This is a genomic window from Rhodococcoides sp. S146-33, assembly GCF_059489205.1.
Map to the genome: position 1 here is coordinate 1,459,560 of NZ_JCAJWY010000001.1, position 19,673 is coordinate 1,479,232.

At 65.3% G+C, this 19,673-nt stretch carries 17 protein-coding genes and 1 pseudogene; 8 read left to right on the plus strand and 10 right to left on the minus strand.

Annotation, left to right across the window (positions count from 1 at the left end; all coding sequences use genetic code 11):
- Nucleotides 1–22: 22 nt before the first annotated feature.
- From AC5WEY_RS06980 to AC5WEY_RS06990, 3 genes are all read right to left on the minus strand, one after another.
- Nucleotides 23–733 carry a type 1 glutamine amidotransferase gene (locus AC5WEY_RS06980; protein ID WP_495645233.1) on the minus strand — a complete coding sequence of 237 codons (711 nt, stop codon included), beginning with the start codon at nt 731–733 and terminating at the stop codon, nt 23–25.
- Entirely contained in the window at nt 726–1,988 is a 1,263-nt protein-coding gene (locus AC5WEY_RS06985) for a Mur ligase family protein (RefSeq protein WP_495645234.1), read from the minus strand. Before AC5WEY_RS06985 ends, AC5WEY_RS06980 begins: the two co-directional genes overlap by 8 nt.
- A gap of 119 nt (nt 1,989–2,107) precedes the next feature.
- The gene (locus AC5WEY_RS06990) at nt 2,108–3,004 is read right to left on the minus strand and encodes an EamA family transporter (protein WP_495645235.1); all 897 of its coding nucleotides are present in this window, start codon (nt 3,002–3,004) and stop codon (nt 2,108–2,110) included.
- Nucleotides 3,005–3,076: 72 nt separating this feature from the next.
- On the opposite strand from AC5WEY_RS06990, the gene AC5WEY_RS06995 reads away from it, so the two are divergent.
- On the plus strand, nt 3,077–3,988 hold the full coding sequence (locus tag AC5WEY_RS06995; protein WP_495645236.1) for a LysR family transcriptional regulator: 912 nt from the start codon (nt 3,077–3,079) through the stop codon (nt 3,986–3,988).
- Here the strand turns inward: AC5WEY_RS06995 and AC5WEY_RS07000 are convergent.
- Complete coding sequence (locus AC5WEY_RS07000) at nt 3,957–4,133, minus strand: SHOCT domain-containing protein (protein ID WP_495645237.1); 177 nt, start codon at nt 4,131–4,133, stop codon at nt 3,957–3,959. The genes AC5WEY_RS06995 and AC5WEY_RS07000 overlap by 32 nt on opposite strands.
- 136 nt (nt 4,134–4,269) lie before the next feature.
- On the opposite strand from AC5WEY_RS07000, the gene AC5WEY_RS07005 reads away from it, so the two are divergent.
- Nucleotides 4,270–4,446, plus strand: a complete 177-nt coding sequence (locus tag AC5WEY_RS07005) for a hypothetical protein (RefSeq protein ID WP_495645238.1) — start codon at nt 4,270–4,272, stop codon at nt 4,444–4,446.
- A gap of 65 nt (nt 4,447–4,511) precedes the next feature.
- Here AC5WEY_RS07005 and leuA read toward each other — a convergent pair whose 3' ends face one another.
- Both leuA and AC5WEY_RS07015 read right to left on the minus strand, forming a co-directional pair.
- Nucleotides 4,512–6,323 carry a 2-isopropylmalate synthase gene (leuA, locus tag AC5WEY_RS07010; RefSeq protein WP_495645239.1) on the minus strand — a complete coding sequence of 604 codons (1,812 nt, stop codon included), beginning with the start codon at nt 6,321–6,323 and terminating at the stop codon, nt 4,512–4,514.
- 151 nt (nt 6,324–6,474) lie between these two features.
- Entirely contained in the window at nt 6,475–8,184 is a 1,710-nt protein-coding gene (locus AC5WEY_RS07015; RefSeq protein WP_495645240.1) for an FUSC family protein, read from the minus strand.
- A gap of 148 nt (nt 8,185–8,332) precedes the next feature.
- On the opposite strand from AC5WEY_RS07015, the gene AC5WEY_RS07020 reads away from it, so the two are divergent.
- Both AC5WEY_RS07020 and AC5WEY_RS07025 read left to right on the plus strand, forming a co-directional pair.
- The gene (locus AC5WEY_RS07020) at nt 8,333–9,598 is read left to right on the plus strand and encodes an aspartate kinase (protein ID WP_057477162.1); all 1,266 of its coding nucleotides are present in this window, start codon (nt 8,333–8,335) and stop codon (nt 9,596–9,598) included.
- Between the two features lie 2 nt (nt 9,599–9,600).
- The gene (locus AC5WEY_RS07025; RefSeq protein ID WP_495645241.1) at nt 9,601–10,623 is read left to right on the plus strand and encodes an aspartate-semialdehyde dehydrogenase; all 1,023 of its coding nucleotides are present in this window, start codon (nt 9,601–9,603) and stop codon (nt 10,621–10,623) included.
- A 55-nt stretch (nt 10,624–10,678) separates the two neighbouring features.
- On the opposite strand, the gene AC5WEY_RS07030 is transcribed toward AC5WEY_RS07025, so the two are convergent.
- Nucleotides 10,679–11,749 carry an ABC transporter ATP-binding protein gene (locus AC5WEY_RS07030; RefSeq protein WP_495645242.1) on the minus strand — a complete coding sequence of 357 codons (1,071 nt, stop codon included), beginning with the start codon at nt 11,747–11,749 and terminating at the stop codon, nt 10,679–10,681.
- Nucleotides 11,750–11,866: 117 nt separating this feature from the next.
- On the opposite strand from AC5WEY_RS07030, the gene AC5WEY_RS07035 reads away from it, so the two are divergent.
- The 3 genes and pseudogenes from AC5WEY_RS07035 (at nt 11,867) to AC5WEY_RS07045 (ending at nt 16,030) form a co-directional block, all read left to right on the plus strand.
- Nucleotides 11,867–13,714 carry a multicopper oxidase family protein gene (locus AC5WEY_RS07035; RefSeq protein ID WP_495645243.1) on the plus strand — a complete coding sequence of 616 codons (1,848 nt, stop codon included), beginning with the start codon at nt 11,867–11,869 and terminating at the stop codon, nt 13,712–13,714.
- Nucleotides 13,715–13,910: 196 nt separating this feature from the next.
- A pseudogene (locus AC5WEY_RS07040) lies at nt 13,911–14,245 on the plus strand (DUF6855 family protein).
- A gap of 48 nt (nt 14,246–14,293) precedes the next feature.
- Nucleotides 14,294–16,030 (plus strand): HNH endonuclease signature motif containing protein, encoded by a 1,737-nt coding sequence (locus tag AC5WEY_RS07045; protein ID WP_495645244.1) that lies wholly within the window; start codon nt 14,294–14,296, stop codon nt 16,028–16,030.
- 511 nt (nt 16,031–16,541) lie between these two features.
- Here AC5WEY_RS07045 and AC5WEY_RS07050 read toward each other — a convergent pair.
- The 3 genes from AC5WEY_RS07050 to AC5WEY_RS07060 all read right to left on the minus strand — a co-directional run bounded on the left by AC5WEY_RS07050 (nt 16,542) and on the right by AC5WEY_RS07060 (nt 18,394).
- A complete protein-coding gene (locus AC5WEY_RS07050) occupies nt 16,542–17,414 on the minus strand; it encodes a polysaccharide deacetylase family protein (RefSeq protein ID WP_495645245.1) in 873 nt (290 codons plus the stop codon).
- An 82-nt stretch (nt 17,415–17,496) separates the two neighbouring features.
- Nucleotides 17,497–17,775 carry a hypothetical protein gene (locus AC5WEY_RS07055; protein ID WP_495645246.1) on the minus strand — a complete coding sequence of 93 codons (279 nt, stop codon included), beginning with the start codon at nt 17,773–17,775 and terminating at the stop codon, nt 17,497–17,499.
- Nucleotides 17,776–17,824: 49 nt separating this feature from the next.
- Complete coding sequence (locus tag AC5WEY_RS07060; protein WP_495645247.1) at nt 17,825–18,394, minus strand: CGNR zinc finger domain-containing protein; 570 nt, start codon at nt 18,392–18,394, stop codon at nt 17,825–17,827.
- A gap of 82 nt (nt 18,395–18,476) precedes the next feature.
- Here AC5WEY_RS07060 and AC5WEY_RS07065 point away from each other — a divergent pair, with 82 nt between their 5' ends.
- Nucleotides 18,477–19,667, plus strand: a complete 1,191-nt coding sequence (locus AC5WEY_RS07065) for an epoxide hydrolase family protein (protein WP_495645248.1) — start codon at nt 18,477–18,479, stop codon at nt 19,665–19,667.
- The last annotated feature ends 6 nt before the right edge of the window (nt 19,668–19,673 follow it).

Here is a 19,673-nt window from a genome sequence, read left to right on the forward strand (position 1 = left end):
GTAGTGGGCTACGAAGTTTCGTTCACGTGCGGCGGAGCCGCTCCTTGCGGAGTTGCGCCACCTCTGGCAGGTCGAGTGGAGCGAGAGTGGTTCCCAGTGCCCGCTCCAGCAGATAGTCGGCCAACTCCGGGTTTCGAGCGAGAACCGGCCCGTGCATGTACGTGCCCAGGACCGAACCTTGCACGACGCCCTCGCGTCCGTCGCCGACGCCGTTGCCTACCCCGTGGGTGACCTTGGCCAAGGGGGACGCATCGAGGCCGAGAGTTGTTCCACCGCGGTGGTTCTCGAATCCGGTGAGCTTCTGAGTGAGGCCCTCGAGCGCCGGTTCGGTGACGACCTCACCGATCGAACGTGTGGCCTGCGGTGCGGTGGTGACATCGAACAGCGAGATCCCGTCGACACGCTCGCCGGCGGAGGTTTCGTACCAGTGGCCGAGTACCTGGATGGCTGCGCAGATCGCCAGCACTGGCGCACCGCGAGCGGCGGCGTTCTGCAATCCTGGGTAACGGGTGAGGTGACGCGTCGCCAGTCGTTGAGCCGAATCCTCGGCTCCGCCAAGGGTATACACGTCGAGTGAATCGGGAACCGGATCGGTGAGGGTGATCTGCACGACCTCGGCGTCGATATCGCGCATGCGCAGCCGCTGTCGCAAAATGAGCGCGTTGCCGTTGTCGCCGTAGGTGCCCATCACGTCGGGCAGAACGAGGCCGATGCGAACGGTGGACTCAGACATCTTTCACCTCACGTGCCAGCGCGCGACCGAGATCACGGAATGCGGTGTAATTGGCGAGTACCTCGACCCGTCCCGGCGGGCAGGAGGCAATGGCCTGCAACGGATCTGCGACGGTGGTGTGCTTCGAGCCCGCGTAGAGCAGTCGTACCCCGAGGTCGGTCGCGCGTTCACCGGCGGCAACCACCGCGACGTTCTCGAAGTGCTCGAAGCGAACGTCCCACAGCCACGACAGGTCCTCACCGTCCGGTACCTGGCCGTTGACCGCGATGACGAGTCCGTCGCAGGTGGGGTCGATCATCGACAGCGCCTCCTGCCAGCCGGCGGGGTTCTTGGCGAGAAGCATTCGGACGGAATGAGATCCGTACTGGATGGTGGAGTAACGACCGGCGACCTCGTCGACGCTCGACGCTGCGGCGACGGCATCGGCGGCCTTTGCTCCGAGCGTCACAGCAGCGGCTACAGCTTGAGCTGCGTTGCCGCGGTTGGCTTTTCCTGGCAGCGACAACGTCATCGGCAGGACGAGCCCGTCGGGACCGTATAGGTTCTCGTCGTCGAGCCACCAGTCCGGCGTCGGACGCTTGAAGTCGCTGCCGGTGCTGTACCAGTGCTCGCCCTCCCAGAGGATGGGTTCGCCCGTGCGGGGGCAGCTGACCGAGTCGCCTGCCCATCCTCCACCGGCCGCGACCCACACGACATTCGGTGCATCGAATGCGGCGGAGGTGACGAGGACGTCATCACAGTTGGCTATGACGACGGTCTCGGGGTGCCTGGCCAGACCGGCACGCAGCTTGCGTTCGATCATGTTGATCTCGCCCACGCGGTCGAGCTGATCGCGACTGAGATTGAGCAACACGATGGCAGCTGGTTCGACGGCGTCGGACACATGGGGAACGTGCAACTCGTCGACTTCGAGGGCGGCCAGTTCGGCGTCGAAGTGCGCGTGCAGCGCCGCGACGATGCCCGCGTCCATGTTCGCGCCATCGGCCTGGGTGGCGACGTCGCCGAGTGTGGCCAGGGCTGCAGCGGTCATTCTGGTGGTGGTGGACTTGCCATTCGTGCCGGTGACGATGACGGTGCGTCGACCGCGGCCGAGCCCGCCGAGAATGTTCGGGTCGATCTTGAGTGCGATCAGCCCGCCGATCATCGAGCCTTTACCTCGGCCCGCCTTGCGGGAGGCCCACGTCGCCAGCTCCGCCGCCCGCAATGCCACGCGGCCCCGTGCGCCGATACGCCTGCGCTCACCCACTTCAACCATGCGCCGAGTCTGGCACAGAAGAGCATGCAGTTTCACGTCGGCGGTTTCTGCCTCTGGGTTGTTCCGCAGGCTCCACTCCCGCTACCCCTGGGTCGTTCCGCAGGCTCCACTCCCGCCCCTCACACCGGCGCTTTCTCCAGCACTTCGACGGGTCGGCGGGCGGCCATACCCCCGAGGCATCCGCCGATCACGACGACGCCGCCGATCAGTGCCAGCACGGACGGGTTCTCGTCGAGGAAGATCCACGCACCGGCGATCCCCACGACGGGGACCAGCAGTGAGAACGGTGCGACCAGGCCGGCTGGGTTGCGACTCATCAGAATGCTCCATAGGCCGCTACCTATGATGGTGGCCGGAATCACGATGTAGGCCAACGCGACCAGACCGGGCCAGCCCTGCGGACCGAACGACTCGGCCAGCGCGTGCCATCCGGTGGTCGGGCCCTCGACTGCCGCCGACAGCGCCAACATGGGAATCGGCGGGATGACGGTCATCCACAGCATCAGCGTCATCGGGGAATCGGATTTCGCGAGACGGTTTCCGAGGTTGCCGAACGCCCAGCCGAGCCCGGCGAGCAGGGTGAGGATCACCGGGAGCAGGGTGGCGTTCTGGGCTCGGTCCCACCCGATGAGCACCATGCCGAGAACGGCGATCGCGATGCCGATGGCCTGCCTACGGGAGACGTGTTCGCTTAGCAGAACTGCGCCGAGAACGACGGTGAACGGTGCCGACGACTGCAGCACGAGCGACGCCAATCCGGTGGGCATGCCGGTGGCCATCGCTGCGAACAGGAAGGCGAACTGGAGAAAGCCGAACCCGAAGCCGTAGAGCAGCAACCACTTCAGTGGGACGTTCGGACGTGGGACGAACAGCACGACCGGGATGGCGATGACCAGGAACCGCAGCGCGGCAAAGAAGAAGGGCGGGAAGTGATCGAGCCCGACGCGGATGGCGAGGAAGTTCAGCCCCCACAGCACGGCGACGGTCAATCCGAGCAAGCGGTCGCGAGTGGTCATGCCGTCAATCGTGACGGGCACGAATGATCAGCACAATCGAATATAATCGCATCAACAGTTAAGATTTTCTGCATGAACGTGGAACGGCTCCGGATCCTCGCCGAACTTGCCGACCGCGGAACCGTCGCATCGGTCGCCGACGCGATGTCGATGACTCCGTCGGCAGTGTCTCAACAGCTCAAGTTGCTGGCTCGCGAGGCCGGCGTGACACTGCTCGAGCCCGACGGGCGTCGGCTGCGCCTCACCGACGCCGGGCGTGCGTTGGTGCTGCGCACCGATGATGTTCTCGCTGCCCTCGCCCGAGCCACGGCAGAGATGGACCGCTACCGAGCCTCCCCGCAGGGGCGCGTCCGCGTGGCACTGTTCCCGTCCGGTGCCGCTCTGCTTCTGCCCGGAGTGCTGACGCGTCTTGCAGGCTCGGACGTCGATATCGACGCCCGAGACGAAGATCTGCCCGCATCCTCGGTGCCCGAACTGCTCGCCGACTACGACGTGGTGCTCACCCACCGGGATGATCGGGCTCCGTCGACGGCCGGCCCACGGATCGAGGTGACGACCCTGATGCGCGAACCAATCGATCTGGTTCTGCCTCCCGATCATGCACTGGCACAGCACGAAACAGTGGACCTGAGGGAGCTGACCGACGAGCGTTGGATCAGCGTGAGGGGCGGGTTCCCCGTGGACGACGTGTTGCTCTCCGTTGCTGCTGTCACTGGCGTCCAGCCCCGAGTGATGCAGCGGATCAATGACTTTCGAGTGACCGAAACGCTCGTTGCCGCCGGGCACGGAGTGGCGCTGATGCCGCGCTATGCCGTCGTGCATCCTGGATTGGTACCCCGACAGCTGTCCGGTGTGCGGGCCGGCCGCATCTACGAACTCGCCACGAGGCCCGGCGCGCGTCGACTACCGGCGATCGCCGCCGTGCTCGAGGCGTTCCGAGCGGAAGCAGAGTTCAGGACAGCGCTTTGGCCTTCAGCGTCCTGAACTCGTCCTGATCGATGGTTCCGTTGTCCAACAATGCCTTTGCGTGTGCGATCTCTTCGGAAGCGGAATGTCCGGCGACGTGATTGATGTAGTCCTCCTGCTGGTCATTCGCGTGCTGCAGGGTAGCGACCTGACGTTTGGCCATGCTGCTGGTGCCTCGACGACAGAATGATTAACCCACGCGGCGTACCGGCGATGACGTCGGTTGAGGGCTTCCCCTTTCCCTGGATTTGAATTAGCGTGAGTAACGATCCTGGCCGATGCGAACTAGGGGAGATGTCATGACATCAGTCCTGCGCAGTGGAGTGTTCACCGTCCTGTTCTTCTTCATGACGGTGCTTCTGAACGATGACGCAGTGTGGACGTCAGTGGTAGGCGCACTGGTAGCAGGATCGCTCTTCACTCTGCTCCTATGGATCTACGAGCGGCGAGCACCCGACGCCGCATCGACCGAGTAACGAAGTCGACACCGAAAAGCCGCCCATTCGCAACGAATGGGCGGCTTTTTCGTCGAGCGGATAACTCAGCGCAGCGCGCGGTTCACGGCCGAGACGACGGCGCGCAGTGACGCCGTGGTGATCGATGTCGCGATGCCGACGCCCCAGACGGTGGTGGCGACGCCCGCAGGCGAGGTCACCGAGGCTTCGACGTAGGCCGCAGCCTGGGCGTCGTCGCCCGCGGACATGGCGTGCTCGGAGTAGTCCAGGACGCTGACGTCGTAGCCGATGGTCGACAGCGCGTCGACGAAGGAAGCGAGGGGCCCGTTGCCGGAGCCGGAGATCTCCTGCTCCACGCCGTCGACCTTGACCGTCGCGGTGATCGTGTCGGTGCCGCCGTCGTGCTCGGCCGCAACCACCGACTGCTTGATGCGTTCGAGCGGCCGGATCGGCGTCAGGTACTCCTCGGCGAAGACGTCCCACATCTCCTTGGGCGAGACCTCGCCGCCCTCACCGTCGGTGATGCGCTGCACGGCCTGGGAGAACTCGATCTGCAGGCGACGCGGCAGGTTCAGTCCGTGATCGGACTTCATGATGTACGCGACGCCACCCTTGCCCGACTGGGAATTGACGCGAATGACGGCCTCGTAGGTGCGGCCGACATCCTTCGGGTCGACGGGCAGGTACGGAACCTGCCACGTGACGTCGCCGATGTCCGTACCTTGTTCGTCCGCACTGACTTTCATTGCGTCGAGGCCCTTGTTGATGGCGTCCTGGTGGCTCCCGGAGAAAGCGGTGTAGACCAGATCGCCGCCGTAGGGGTGACGCTCGGCGACGGGAAGTTGGTTGCAGTACTCCACCGTTCGGCGCACTTCGTCGATGTTGGAGAAGTCGATCTGCGGATCGACACCGCGGGTGAACAGGTTCAGTCCCAGCGTGACGAGGCAGACGTTGCCGGTGCGCTCGCCGTTGCCGAACAGGCAGCCCTCGATGCGGTCTGCGCCGGCCTGGTAACCGAGTTCTGCTGCGGCAACGCCGGTTCCGCGGTCGTTGTGCGGGTGCAGCGACAGTACGATGCTGTCGCGGCGGTCGAGGTTGCGGCTCATCCACTCGATCGAGTCGGCGTAGACATTCGGTGTTGCCATCTCGACGGTGGCGGGCAGGTTCAGGATCAGCGGCTTCTCGGGTGTGGGATCGATGATCGCGGTGACCGCGTCGCACACCTCCTTGGCGTAGCTGAGCTCGGTGCCGGTGTAGGACTCGGGGGAGTACTCGTAGCGCCAATCGGTATCGGGGAATTTGGCTGCTTCTTCGAGCACCTTGCGGGCACCGTCGGTGGCGATTTTCTTGATGACGTCGCGATCGGCCCGGAACACCACTTTGCGCTGCAGGATCGACGTCGAGTTGTAGAAGTGCACGATGACGCTGCGAGCGCCTTCACAGGCGACGAACGTGCGCTCGATCAGCTCGGGACGGCACTGCGTCAGAACCTGGATGGTGACGTCGTCGGGGATCGCGCCGTCCTCGATGATCTCGCGGACGAAATCGAAGTCGGTCTGGCTGGCCGACGGGAAGCCGACCTCGATCTGCTTGTACCCCATCCGGACCAGCAGATCGAACATGCGGCGCTTGCGGGCCGGGCTCATCGGATCGATCAGGGCCTGGTTGCCGTCGCGCAGATCCACTGCACACCACTGCGGTGTTCGGTCGATGATCTTGTCCGGCCACGTGCGGTCGGGGAGGGTGACTGCTTCCACTTCCTCAGCGAACGGCCGATAGCGGAACGTGGGCATCGAGGAGTTCTTCTGGGTGTTCCACGCGGGCTGGTCGCTGGGTGCGGGCCGCGAGGGCGGGGTGATGGTGCGAGATCCCGAGGTGAATGCGTCGGCTGGTGACATGGTCTTCGTCTCTCCGTACAGATCAAAACAATGTGTTCGACCGGCGCAACGAACCCCGCGACGGGAAGCCAGTCTGGTCTCAGACCCCGTCGCGGCTGTTAAGAAGGAGAGCTCGCAGCATGGGCTGAGTGTACTACCGCAGACCGACCACCTACCCCAGGGTTCGAGAGTCGACTTTTTCGGCGACGGCGTCGTGCCTGCGCTGCCACTGCTCGATGTCGTTCAGTCGTCCGACATCGGCGGCCGTCCAACACCGTGCGAGCAGTTCGTATCCGAGGTGATCGACCTCTGCGTGCTGGGCCCACACGCGGTGCGCCCAGCGGCGATCGTTGTGCGCCCAGCGGCGATCGTTGTGCGCCGCTTCGGCTCCCGCGAGCGCTGCGCCGACCAGCTCGAACTGCACGTCCCGTCGAAGCGTCAAAGTAGTTGTTGCCGTTACCTTCTCGGTTCGCAGTGTCGTCAGCAGTCGGGCGGTCAGGTCCAGAACTCGCCGATCGGACCACAGGAGCGCTCGTCTGAAAGCGCCCGGTAACAACAACCACAGCACCGCCAACGCGAGAGCAACCCCCACTGCGGTCTCGACTACCCGATCCACCACGATGCCGCCGAGAGGGGCACCTGGATGCGAGATGGTGCCCATCAACAACGCGAGCGGGGTGATGAACGTGACGGCGAGACCGTAGTTGCGCGCCACGCTGACCTCGATCGCGAACTGCAGCACCATCAGCACCACGATCACCGCAAGACCGGTGAGCGGCGAGAGATAGATTGCCGAGAACAACACCACCCCGGCGAGAGTGCCGCCGAGTCGCTGCATGCCGCGGTATGTCCCATGGACGCGATCCGGGCCCTGTTGAAGCACCAGAACCGCGCCGAGGATCGCCCAATCCGGCCTGCTCAGATCCAGCGCCACACTGATCCCGCCCGCAGCTGCCGCCGCGCAGAACACCCGGATCGCCGTGGACGCCGCGTGTGCGTCGCGATGCAACGACCGCCGCAACCGATACCCGATGCTGGGGCGAGCCAGCGGCAGCTGGTCCTGTGGCGATTCCACGGCGGCGTCCGGATCGGGCAGTGTGCCGGCCCGCGCCGACGTGCTCATCGCAAACGCGCGATGCGCGTCGAACAGGGTTTGTACGAGCGCCGGACGCGAGGCCAACCGAGCCGATCCGGCCTCGTACACCGCGGCCCACGCCGCGTGCAGACGGGAGGCAGCGGCATGTCGATCGGCCACGGACGGCGTCGGCGATGTGGTGTATTTCTCGATGGCGGCCACCGCCGCGCCGACGGCAGTTCGTTCGGGCCCCCTCGGGTCTCGAACTACCCCCGACATCGCGATCACCAGCGCCGACGCGACACCGATCGCCGCGCAGACGGCACCACGGGCTGCGCTGATGTCAGCGGCAGGGAGGTACGACGCCACCGCGCACACCAGCACGAAGAAGAAGGCTCCCGGTGGACCGAGTCGAAGCGCTGCCACGACGTAGACCGCGACGAGCGCAAGAATCGACAGCACGGCCACCGGGATCATCCGGGCCCACCCGGTCTCGCCGAAGTCGAGGGCGAGCTGCCCGGCCGTCGCGCCGAGCCACACCGACGCGACCAGCGCGGCACCTGCGGTCAGCACCACCCACCAGCGCGAACGATAAGGGCGACCCTCGCCGTAAATCACTGCGAAACTGCCCGAGACCACCAGCAATGCCTCGGTGTGGAATCCGAGCAGCCACGCCAGGATCGCCGGAACACCGAACGCCAGCGCCGAACGCAGACCGCCCGGCCATCGACGGCCGACAGCGGGCAGCCCGAAGAGCACCCGCAGACCTCTGGCCGGCGGTGGTGGGAGATGTTCTGGAACGGTCACTCGAACATGTTAAGACAGGCGAAGCCGCAGGCAGACCACCCTGAAATCCCAGCTCGGAGCTACCCGAACCACTGTTCGGGCCGCTCGCTCGGTAAGGTGACCCGCGGACAATCGAACGGTTGTCGGCTATCCAGCGGAGGTAATACGCGTGGCTCTCATCGTCCAGAAGTACGGTGGATCGTCGGTGGGGACCGCCGAACGTATCCGACGCGTCGCTGAACGAATCGTCGAGACCAAGAAGGCGGGCAACGACGTTGTCGTCGTCGTATCGGCAATGGGCGACACCACCGACGAACTGCTCGACCTGGCACAGCAGGTGTGCCCGGCCCCGCCTGCCCGCGAGATGGACATGCTGCTCACCTCGGGTGAGCGCATCTCCAACGCGCTGGTCGCGATGGCCATTCACTCGCTCGGTGCCGAGGCGCGGTCGTTCACCGGCTCCCAGGCAGGCGTCGTCACCACCAGCGTGCACGGAAACGCCAAGATCATCGACGTCACCCCCGGCCGCGTGCGCAGCGCACTCGACGAGGGTTCGATCGTGCTCGTCGCCGGATTCCAGGGCGTCAGCCAGGACAGCAAGGACGTCACCACGCTCGGTCGCGGTGGCTCCGACACCACCGCCGTCGCGCTCGCCGCAGCACTGAACGCGGACGTCTGCGAGATCTACACCGACGTCGACGGCATCTTCACCGCCGATCCGCGCATCGTGCCCAACGCCCAGAAGCTCGACACCGTCTCGTTCGAGGAAATGCTGGAGATGGCCGCCTGCGGGGCGAAGGTGCTCATGCTGCGCTGCGTCGAATATGCCCGTCGCTACAACGTTCCCGTACACGTGCGCTCGTCGTACACCACAAAACCCGGAACGATCGTCTCCGGATCTATGGAGGACATTCCAGTGGAAGAAGCAATTCTCACCGGCGTCGCACACGATCGCAGCGAGGCGAAGGTCACCGTCGTCGGTCTACCCGACACCCCCGGCTACGCCGCCAAGGTCTTTCGCGCCGTAGCCGATTCCGAGATCAACATCGACATGGTGTTGCAGAACGTATCCAAGATCGACACCGGCAAGACCGACATCACCTTCACGTGCCCCAAGGCCGACGGCCCCACTGCAGTGGAGAAGCTCACCAAGCTGCAGGCCGAAATCGGCTTCGCGCAGGTGCTCTACGACGATCACATCGGCAAGGTCTCGCTCGTCGGTGCCGGCATGAAGAGCCACCCCGGCGTCACCGCGACGTTCTGTGAGGCCCTCGCCGACGCCGGCATCAACATCGACCTCATCAGCACCTCCGAGATCCGTATCTCGGTGCTGTGCAGCGACACCCAGCTCGACGACGCCGTACGCGCGCTGCACGCCGCCTTCGACCTCGGCGGCGACGAAGAAGCCGTGGTACACGCGGGAACAGGACGATAATCATGACCACAGTTGCAGTCGTAGGAGCCACCGGCCAGGTCGGTGCCGTCATGCGAACACTGTTGGAGGAGCGCAACTTTCCCGCCGACACCGTTCGATTCTTCGCCTCCGCGCGCTCGGCGGGCAAGAAGCTGCCGTTCCGCGGCGAGGAGATCATCGTCGAGGACGCCTCCACCGCCGACCTCACCGGCATCGACATCGCGCTGTTCTCGGCCGGTGCCACCCTCTCGCGTGAGCAGGCACCGCGCTTCGCGGCAGCAGGCGCAGTCGTCATCGACAACTCGTCCGCGTTCCGCAAGGACGACGACGTGCCACTGGTGGTCAGCGAAGTGAACCCCGAAGCGGCGAAGAACCCGCCCCGCGGCATCATCGCCAACCCCAACTGCACCACCATGGCCGCCATGCCGGTGCTGAAAGTGCTGCACGACGAAGCCGGCCTGCAGCGACTGATCGTCTCGAGCTACCAGGCCGTCTCCGGTAGCGGACTCGCCGGCGTCGACGAGCTCGCCACCCAGGCACGCGCCGTCATCGACGACGTCGAAAAACTGGTGCACGACGGTTCGTCGGTCGATTTCCCGGCCCCGAACAAGTACGTCGCACCCATCGCCTTCAACGTCCTGCCACTGGCCGGTGCGTTGGTGGACGACGGATCCGGCGAGACGGACGAGGACCAGAAGCTGCGCAACGAATCGCGCAAGATCCTCGGACTGCCGGACCTGCTGGTCAGCGGAACCTGCGTGCGCGTCCCGGTGTTCACCGGTCACTCGCTGTCGATCAACGCCGAGTTCGCGTCACCGTTGTCGGTCGAGCGAGCCCGCGAACTGCTCGCATCCGCACCGGGTGTCTCGTTGGTCGATGTGCCGACGCCTTTGCAAGCCGCAGGCGCCGACGATTCCCTGGTCGGCCGCATCCGTCAGGATCCGGGCGTCCCCGAGGGCCGCGGACTGGCCCTGTTCGTCTCGGGCGACAACCTGCGTAAGGGTGCCGCGCTCAACACGATTCAGATCGCCGAACTGCTGGTCTGACGTCGTGCGCGTTTTGCGTAGCTCCAGCTACGCAAAACGCGCACAACGTAGGTGATCAGTTCAGGCGAAGGCCGTCGCCCGAGGCGTCGAAGATGTGCGCGTGCGCGTCGTCGATGCGGACGTGGACGCGGTCGCCCTTCTCCGGCGGGCTACGCCAATCGGCCCGAGCGACAATGGTTTCCGACTTCCCGTTGATGTCCGCTCGTCCGAACACGAATGCTTCGGAACCGAGCTCTTCGACGACGTCGATCTCGAGAGCAATTCCGCTGTCGGCAATCTCGATGTGCTCGGGCCGAATACCGAACATCACCTCGGTCGCGGAACCGAGGGTCTGCCGCGACACCGGAATCACCTGATCCGCCAGGCGGACACCGCCGTCGGTGACCGGAGCGCGGAACAGATTCATCGACGGTGAACCCATGAACCCGGCGACAAATGCGTTCACCGGAGTGCGGTAGAGCTCGCGGGGTGTAGCGCACTGTTGCAGCACACCGCCTTTGAGCACCGCGACGCGATCGCCCATCGTCATGGCCTCGACCTGATCGTGCGTGACGTACACCGTCGTCGTGCCGAGTCGGCGCTGCAACTGAGCGATCTGCGTCCGCGTCTGAACCCTCAGTTTGGCGTCCAGGTTGCTCAGCGGCTCGTCCATCAAAAACACCTGCGGCTGCCGAACGATGGCGCGCCCCATGGCAACTCGCTGCCGCTGGCCGCCGGAGAGCGCCTTGGGCTTGCGGTCGAGGTACGGCTCGAGGTCGAGTAGCTTCGCGGCCTCCTCGACGCGGGTGCGAATGTCTTCCTTGTTCGCCTTCGCCAACTTGAGGGCGAACCCCATGTTCTCGGCGACGGTCATGTGTGGATAGAGCGCGTAATTCTGGAACACCATCGCGATGTCGCGATCCTTGGGTTCGGAATTGGTGACATCCTTGCCGCCGATGAGGATGCGACCGGAATTGACCTCTTCCAGCCCTGCGAGCATTCGGAGCGACGTCGACTTACCGCAGCCGGAGGGGCCGACCAGAACGAGGAACTCGCCGTCCTCGATATGCAGGTCGAGCTCGTTCACCGCGGGGGTGTCGGACCCGGGAAAAAGCCTGGTCGTACGCTCGAACGAGATTGTTGCCATGACGAAATAGATCCCTCCACCGGCAGGAACGTGCCGGACGATCCGAGTGTGGGGTGACGGCGGGAGCCGACCACCACATAGTATGGGCCCAATCACAACCAGGAGGAAGGTGGCCGGGTGAGCGGCTCCGTGTCCAGACGAACCGCCCTACGTGGGCTGGCAGTCGCCGCAGTGGCGGCCGGAGCAGCGGCAATCCCGGTGGCGTCGACGACTCGTCGAGCACTGGCCGACGACTTCCTCCGTGGTCAGAGCCCACTGCTGTTCCATTCGCCACCGCTGACTCCGTTCCGTGACGAACTGCCGCGGTTACCGCTGATCAGCGGTACCGAGATCTCGCTCGACGCGCACAGCGCCACCCACACGTTCCACGCCGATCTCAGGCCCGCGCCTACCTTCGGCTACGGCCAGTGCGACTACCTCGGTCCCACCATCGAATCGCAGACCGGTCAGCCCTGGACGTTGAAGTACTCGAACACCACCGCCGGTAATCCGCTCGCCGCCGACATCGACACCTCGCTGCACGGTATGAGCGAGAGGGACCGCACGATGACGCCGACAGCGCTGCACTTCCACGGCAGTATCACCGAACCGGCCAGCGACGGTCACTCCGAAATGTTGGTGCGCCCGGGCGAGTCGATGACGCACAATTTTTCCGGGCTCAACGACGCCGCCGGGCTGTGGTATCACGACCACGCCATGTCGATGACGCGCATCAACGTCTACGCCGGTCTGCTCGGTATGAACCTCGTCCGTGATCGCTGGGACACCGGCACCTCCGACAATGCTCTCGGCCTGCCCTCGGGTGAATTCGAGCTGCCGTTGGTGCTGCAGGAAAAGATCATGAACCCCGACGGCAGTATGAGTATCCGCTCCAATATCACCGTGCCGCAGGGTAAGTGGGAGGGCGGCGGCACCGGCGACGTGGGTGTCGTCAACGGCAAGATCTGGCCTACGATGGAAGTCGCACGGGGTATGTACCGACTGCGGCTCGTCAACGCCGGTTCGTACAGCGTGTGGAACCTGTTCTTCACCAACAGACTTCGCTTCTGGGTCATTGGTAACGACGGCGGATTGCTCGATGCGCCGGTGGAGGCCACCAGCATCCGACTCGCACCCGCCGAGCGCGTAGACATCCTCATCGACTTCGGAGCCGTCGAGGCAGGGGCGTTGGTCGAGTTGCTCAACGACGAGCCGCCGCCGGCGCAGGCCGCGTCGCTCGGAGCCGTCCCGATGCCGATGTTCTGCCAGTTCCGCGTCGCGTCCGCGGCGGGGTTCCGGGGCGGCATGCCGTCCCTGTTGCGCGGAGGTAAGGGGCAGCCGGATCTGTTGCCCGCGTTGCCGACACCCACTTTCACGCGCACCGTCACCGTCAATCAGCCCTCCGGTGGGCTGAACCTGGACATGACGCTGATGAACCTGAACAACCTCCGGTACTCCGACCCGGACATCGAGATGCCCAAGCAGGGCACGGTGGAGATGTGGAACATCGTCAACACGACGGTCGAGCCGCACCCGATTCACCTGCACCTGGCGCACTTTCGGACGTTGGGACGCATCCCGATCGACCTCGCCGCCTACCAACGTGATTTCCCGCGGCCGACCTTCGGCACCAAATGGGCTCCGCCGGTGGAGAAGTTCCTCACCGGTCCTTCGGTGCCGCCGGCCACCTGGGAAGCCGGGTGGAAGGACACCGTCAACACGTACCCGGGCACCGTCACCCAGATCCTGGTCCGATTCCCGACGGCCGACGAACTCGGCTTCGATCCCGACGCCACCTTCGCGGGTCCGGCCTCGCACCACGGAGGTGGCGATATGAGTGGCCACGATATGAGCGGTCACGATATGGGTGGTCACGACATGCCGGCTCCGGGGCCGACCGAACTGCAGGGGTACATGTGGCACTGCCACATGCTCGATCACGAGGACCACGAAATGATGCTGCGGTACCGCACCGTCGCGCCATAACGCACGCGTCGGGAGCTGGTTGCGTTCATCGTTGGTGGGTCCACACTGACCGAGCCGTATGAGGCAATCACCGTGCTCGGTCGAGCTTTCTGCCCATCGGCTGACTGCGACAACCGAACGGACCCCGGACATGACCAGTGGAACCAAACCCGACCCCTGGGCTCTCACGACCGCCCCCGGGACCTCGGCGTACACCATGTATCGCGATCCCGACCTCGAGCCGGCGGCCCTCGTATGCCAGGTGGGATCGACGACACTGCGATACCGCATCGAGGCCGTCGAAGATTTGCACGGCTGGCTCACCGAAGGTGCCGACTGGGTACTGCTCGGTGCCGCAGACGAGAAGAAGCCGGCGGCACCGGACACGGTCGAAGCGTGGGGGCGCTCGCCGGACAACCCGGTCGGCGGTTGGTACGGACTCGGAACGGATACCGCGGGCGGTTCGGGATGTACCTACCGCCGCTCCTCGAAGAGCTCGGCCTGGCCGAGCTCACCCACAATGCCCGGAACAACAGCATGCGTGCGTTGTAGCCGAGTCATCGGAAAAGTCTGTCGGTGGGTGGGTATAGCTTTCGTGGTGTGAAGACATGGGGGGATGTGTTCGAGCTCGGCGACCAGGAATCGGTCTCCGAGCTCGCCGACGTGACCTCCCTCGAAAATGCTCTCGCAGCAACCAGATTGACACTGCTGGCCGAGATCGACCGACGCGGCTTGGCGATGAAACTCGGACACTCGTCCGTCACCCGCTGGTACGCGAGATCGGTCCGGATCACCGACGGATCCGCCGGCCACCAGATGGAAGTCGGGCAGTGGCTCACTCAGTGGCCGAGCGTGCTCGACGCCCTCGCCGGCGGTGACATCCATGCCGCGCACGCCTCGGCGATCGCCGACGGCTACGCCACCGTGATGGTGGCCGATCCGACCTTGGACGAGGACCATCGCGACGCTGTCGTCGCCGAGCTACTCGAGACGGCTCTGCGGCGCACCGCCGGTCAGGTCACCTCACGCGCGCAGGCACTGGCGTATTCCGCGGCCGAGGACGCCCGCGCCCGACACGATAAGGCAGAGCAGGAACGCCGCGAGCAGGAACAACGTGAGCAGGCGAGCCGAGCCGATGCCGAAGCCTCGGGTGCCGATTCGAATGACCGTGCGGATTCGAACGACGATCCGGAGGGCGAAGGTGCAGAGTCGGGTGCTGTCGGCGGTAACCCGGGACCGGAACCTGCTCAGCCCGAACCTGTTCCACCGGTACCGGTGTCGGAGAACCCGGACTTGAACCGGTTCGATCTTCATCCTCTGGCCAATGGCCGCTATCAATTCGGCGGCAACGCCGACCGGTTGCTGGCGGAGAAGCTGCTGACCGCGTTGTCGGCGTTGACGGCGCCTCGGCCCGGTCCCGGTGGTGAGCGCGATCCGCGTAGCCCGTCGAAGCGCCGGGCCGATGCACTCGATCAGATTCTCGATCGACACCTGCGCGGTGGTAGCCGGGGGTCGGCGGGCGGGTCTCGGGCATCGGTGCACCTGATCGTTCCCCTGCGGGACTTGCTCGATCGCGGCAACAAGGAGCAAACCCCAAGCGCTACAACGCAGTCCACCGGAACCGATGCGGCCAACTGCGACGCGAGCGGCGATGCCCGACAGGACACGGTCGGCTCCGGCAACGATGCTGTGCGTCACGAAGACAACGACCACAACGACCACAACGGCGCGCGCCCTGATGGCACCGCACGAGGTGATACCGACGGTCGCGGTGCAGCTGCAACCGGTGGTGATGGTCCCGGGCGGCAGTGTGAGCCCGAGCCGGGCGATACCGATGGTCGCGGTGCAGCAGCAACCGGTGATGTTGGTGTCGGGCGGAAGTCTGCGCCCGAGCCGGGTGACGTCGACTGGCCGTTCCACTTCGATTGGACCGGCCCGATCAGTCGCTCCCTCGTCGAGCTCGTCACCTGCGACGCAGACTTGACCCCCGTCATCGTCGACGACAACGGTGTCCCGCTCGCGCTCGGACGGACCACCAGACTCGCCAGCGAGGACCAACGCATCGCGCTGACCATCCGCGATACCTGCTGCGTGATGTGCGGCCGACCCGCTCAGTGGTGCCAAGCCCACCACGTGAAATTCTGGGAAGACGGCGGCCACACCGATCTGAACAACCTCGCGCTCGTCTGCGGGGAATGCCACCGCCTCGTCCACCACGGCGAATGGCAGATGATCATGGGCGACGACGGACACCCCTACGCCATCCCACCCGAATCGGTCGACCCCTCGAGGCAACCCATCCCCAGCTACCACCGACGAAAACGGCGCGCAGCCTGACCACACGTCGGTTGCGCTACAGGTTGGCCGCGGCACACTTCAGCCGCGCCTTACGTCGTCGCGCCACGGTTCGGTCGCCCGACGCTTCGGTTGCGCCGAAGATGACCTCGTCCTACATCAGCCGCGCGACGCCTCGGTTGCGCTACAGATCAGCCGCGCGACACATCGGAGGCACCACATCTCGTTCGCGCCTCGCATCTTGCGAGCCGCACCCATCGCAACTGCCCGATTCTGGGTGCCTCCCATCGATCGCGCAACAGTCTGCTGGCGCCTGCAAACGGCCGAGCGATGCGCTGTCGGAGCCCTGCGCCGGACGTGTAGCGACCAATCGTTCTCACCACGCGTCCTCCGGTGAACACGGTGCTGCCGACCGATACGGGCTGGCCTGGCATCCGGCGTCCCCGTGTCGATTTCGCATACCCCCTGAGCACCGCCCGCGACCAATTCCTTCGGTCGGCTGCCGCCCGCGTGGCTCACTTCGGCAGCGGCCCCGCGGTAGACCGTCGGTCGTCTATTCGTCGCTCACTGGTCGACGACCGACCTCAGGCGGAGGTATCACCCCTCGATAGTGCGCCGCGATGTCGCCCGGGGTGGTGAACCAGACGCCGTCGCTGTTGTCGGTCATGTGCTTCAGTGCTGCTCGGAACCGGCGCAGTCGGTAGGGCTGTCCTGTCAGAAAGGTGTGCACGGAGATGGCGAGCACTACCGGTTGCCTCGCCGAATTCTCCTTCAGCTCATCGAAGCTGCCGATGATGTTGCGCTCGAACGCTTCTGCGGTCTGATGATGATGGACGAACATCGGCAGGTCGTTGATCTCGTGGGGATACGGGACGCTGAGCAGAGGACCGCCGCGGGTCCCGAGCCACACAGGTTGGTCGTCGACCGGCCAGTCCAACGTGTACTGGTAACCGCGCTCCGCGAGGAGGTCCTCGGTCACGCGGCTCGGGTTGGCACCGGGGCTCATCCAGCCTTGGGGCGGAGCGCCCTCGTGGCGCTCGATAGCCGTCGTCACCTCGTCGATCGAGCGGCGTTCGGCGTCCTCGTCCTGATCGTTCGGTTGCACCGCGTTCGTCCTGCCGTGCGCGACCACTTCCGCACCCACACCGCGGAACGCCGCGGCCAGCTGCGGGGCGTGCTCGTACACCTCGGTGTTGATCAGTAGCGTCGGCCGAATGCCGCACTGCTGCAATGTTTCTGCGATGCGGAAGCCGCCGACGCGGTTGCCGTACTCGCGCCAGCCCCAGTTGTAGGTGTTCGGTTGGTCCATCGCCGGCGTGTAACCGAGGCCGGGTTGCCCGTCGTCGTACGGGAAGTGCTCGCAGTTGACCGCGACGTACACCGCGAGTCGCGCGTCGCCCGGCCACTCGAACTGCGGTCGATTCACGATGGGGGAGTACTCGAAGCGGCCGTGTGAGGGGAGAGGCATGGCCGGGGTATTGCCCGCGTCGTGACTGGGCAAACTGGCGTCAGTTCTCCTGCACGACGGCACGGACCAGGTGCGCGATCTGCGGGTCTCGGGGCTCGAACACCTCGAATATCCCGATCGCTGCGAGCTGTGGTGCCAGGTCTTTCAGAGTCGCGACCACTTCGTCGTGGGCCTCGGTTCCGGGTTCCACGCCGCGGAGGGCCTTCGCATTCGCGACGAACGCCGCCACGGTGCCCTTCCGTATCGGGAGGCCGTCGAACGTGGCTCGTTCGGCTCCGTCGGGAAGGATGTCTTCGGGGCGTACCGAGTGACTCGTCATGGTGTCGTCCTTTCGTCGAAGTAGCGTGCGAACACCAGTGTGGCCGATGTCAGCGCGCTGATGTGGTGCCACGGTTGGCCGCCATACGTGCTTTCTTCTGTCGGTTGCCGCACGTATTCATGTCGCACCACTTTCGGCTTCGGCTTTGGCTGGTGTCGAAGAACGCCGCACGACACGTGGGGGACGCGCACAACGCCAACGTGCCGTCTCGCGCGCCGGCGATGATGTCTATTGCGTCGGCCGCAATGACACCGAGGGCATCGTCGACGGGCGTGACCGCTGTCAGCTGCCACTGCCGGGCACCCGTCGCCGAGAGGACGGCCGACGCCCGACCCCGAAGGCTGTAGTCGTTCAGGATGCGAACGGCGGAGGCGGGAAGTCGGTCTTCGGCCGCGGCTGCCGTGGCGGCGAGGTGGATCGCTTCTCGCAATTCCCGCGCGGCGTCGAGCTGTGAGTCGGTACAGGATCCGACGCCGAGTCCGTGGAGATTCAGCCAGTCGGCGAGCCGCTCCGGCACCGGGATTCGCTCGACGGCATCGCCGCGGCGCTCGGTGAGGGTTCCGGTGAATGCCGTCGCCAGCACGTTGCCGGGTCGGAAGTCGGGGTAGCTCGCTGCCATGGAACCACCTTAGCCGGTTGTGGCCGGCCCACTCGACTGCTAGAACTGCCTGAGCCGGTTCAATAGATCCCAGGGGAGTGGCATGGTGAGCGTCGACAATCCCGATATCCAACCGTTCGTGTGGCGCGCAACAGACGCCGAACTCGACGATCTGCGCGCACGGCTGGCCGCGGCGCGGCTGCCCGAATCCGAGACCGTCTCCGGTGCGCGTGCATGGGAACAGGGGGTCCCGCTCAGCGAGGTCACGAAGGCGATCGAGTTCTGGCGCACGCAATACGACTGGCGATCCTTCGAGTCGAGGCTCGACCGAGTCGGCCAGTTCCGCACGACCGTCGAGGGTGTGGGGATCCACTTCCTGCACCGGCGCTCACCGAGGAGCGACGCAACTCCCTTGATTATGACGCACGGCTGGCCCGGCAGTGTTGTCGAATTTCTCGACATCGTCGACGAATTGGTCGATCCCTCCGATCCATCGGCACCTGCATTCCACGTCGTGGCTCCCTCTCTTCCAGGTTTCGGGTTCAGTGACAAACCGTCGACTACCGGGTGGGGCACGGAGAAGATTGCGGCCGCGTGGGTCGAGTTGATGGGTCGTCTCGGCTACGGCCGGTTCCTTGCGCACGGGGGCGATTGGGGAGGCGTCGTCACCACGATCCTTGGTGGACGATTCCCGAACCATGTCATCGGAATCCACACGACCTACGCCGAAGCGCCACCCGGGTTGTCGACGGACGGACTGACCGCCGACGAGCTCGGCTGGGTCCAGCACACCCGACAATTCGACCGCGATCGCATCGCCTACGCAACACTGCAGGCGACCCAGCCGCAGACGATCGGATACTCGCTCGTAGATTCCCCGGTCGGTTTGCTGGCCTGGATCCTCGACAAGTTTGCAGAGTGGACGGACACCGAGGGCAGTCCGTTCGAGACGGTCTCCCGCACAGCACTATTGGACAATGTCACCTTCTACTGGCTGACCCGTAGCGGGGCGTCGTCGGCCCGCATCTATTACGAGAGCCATCACTCGCTGGACCCCGACCTCCGCGTCGATGTCCCGGCGGCGATCACCACATACCCCCGCGACATCGCGAAGTGTCCACGGCCATGGGCTCAGCAAAGATATCGGCAGATCGTCCGGTGGCAGGCACCCGACGCCGGCGGTCACTTCCCCTCGCTCGAACGGCGGGAGTATTTCGTGCGCGACCTTCGCGCCGGTCTGTCTGCCGTACTGGCAGCGGACCGACACACTATGCGGACACCTGGAAAAACTTAAAGTCAG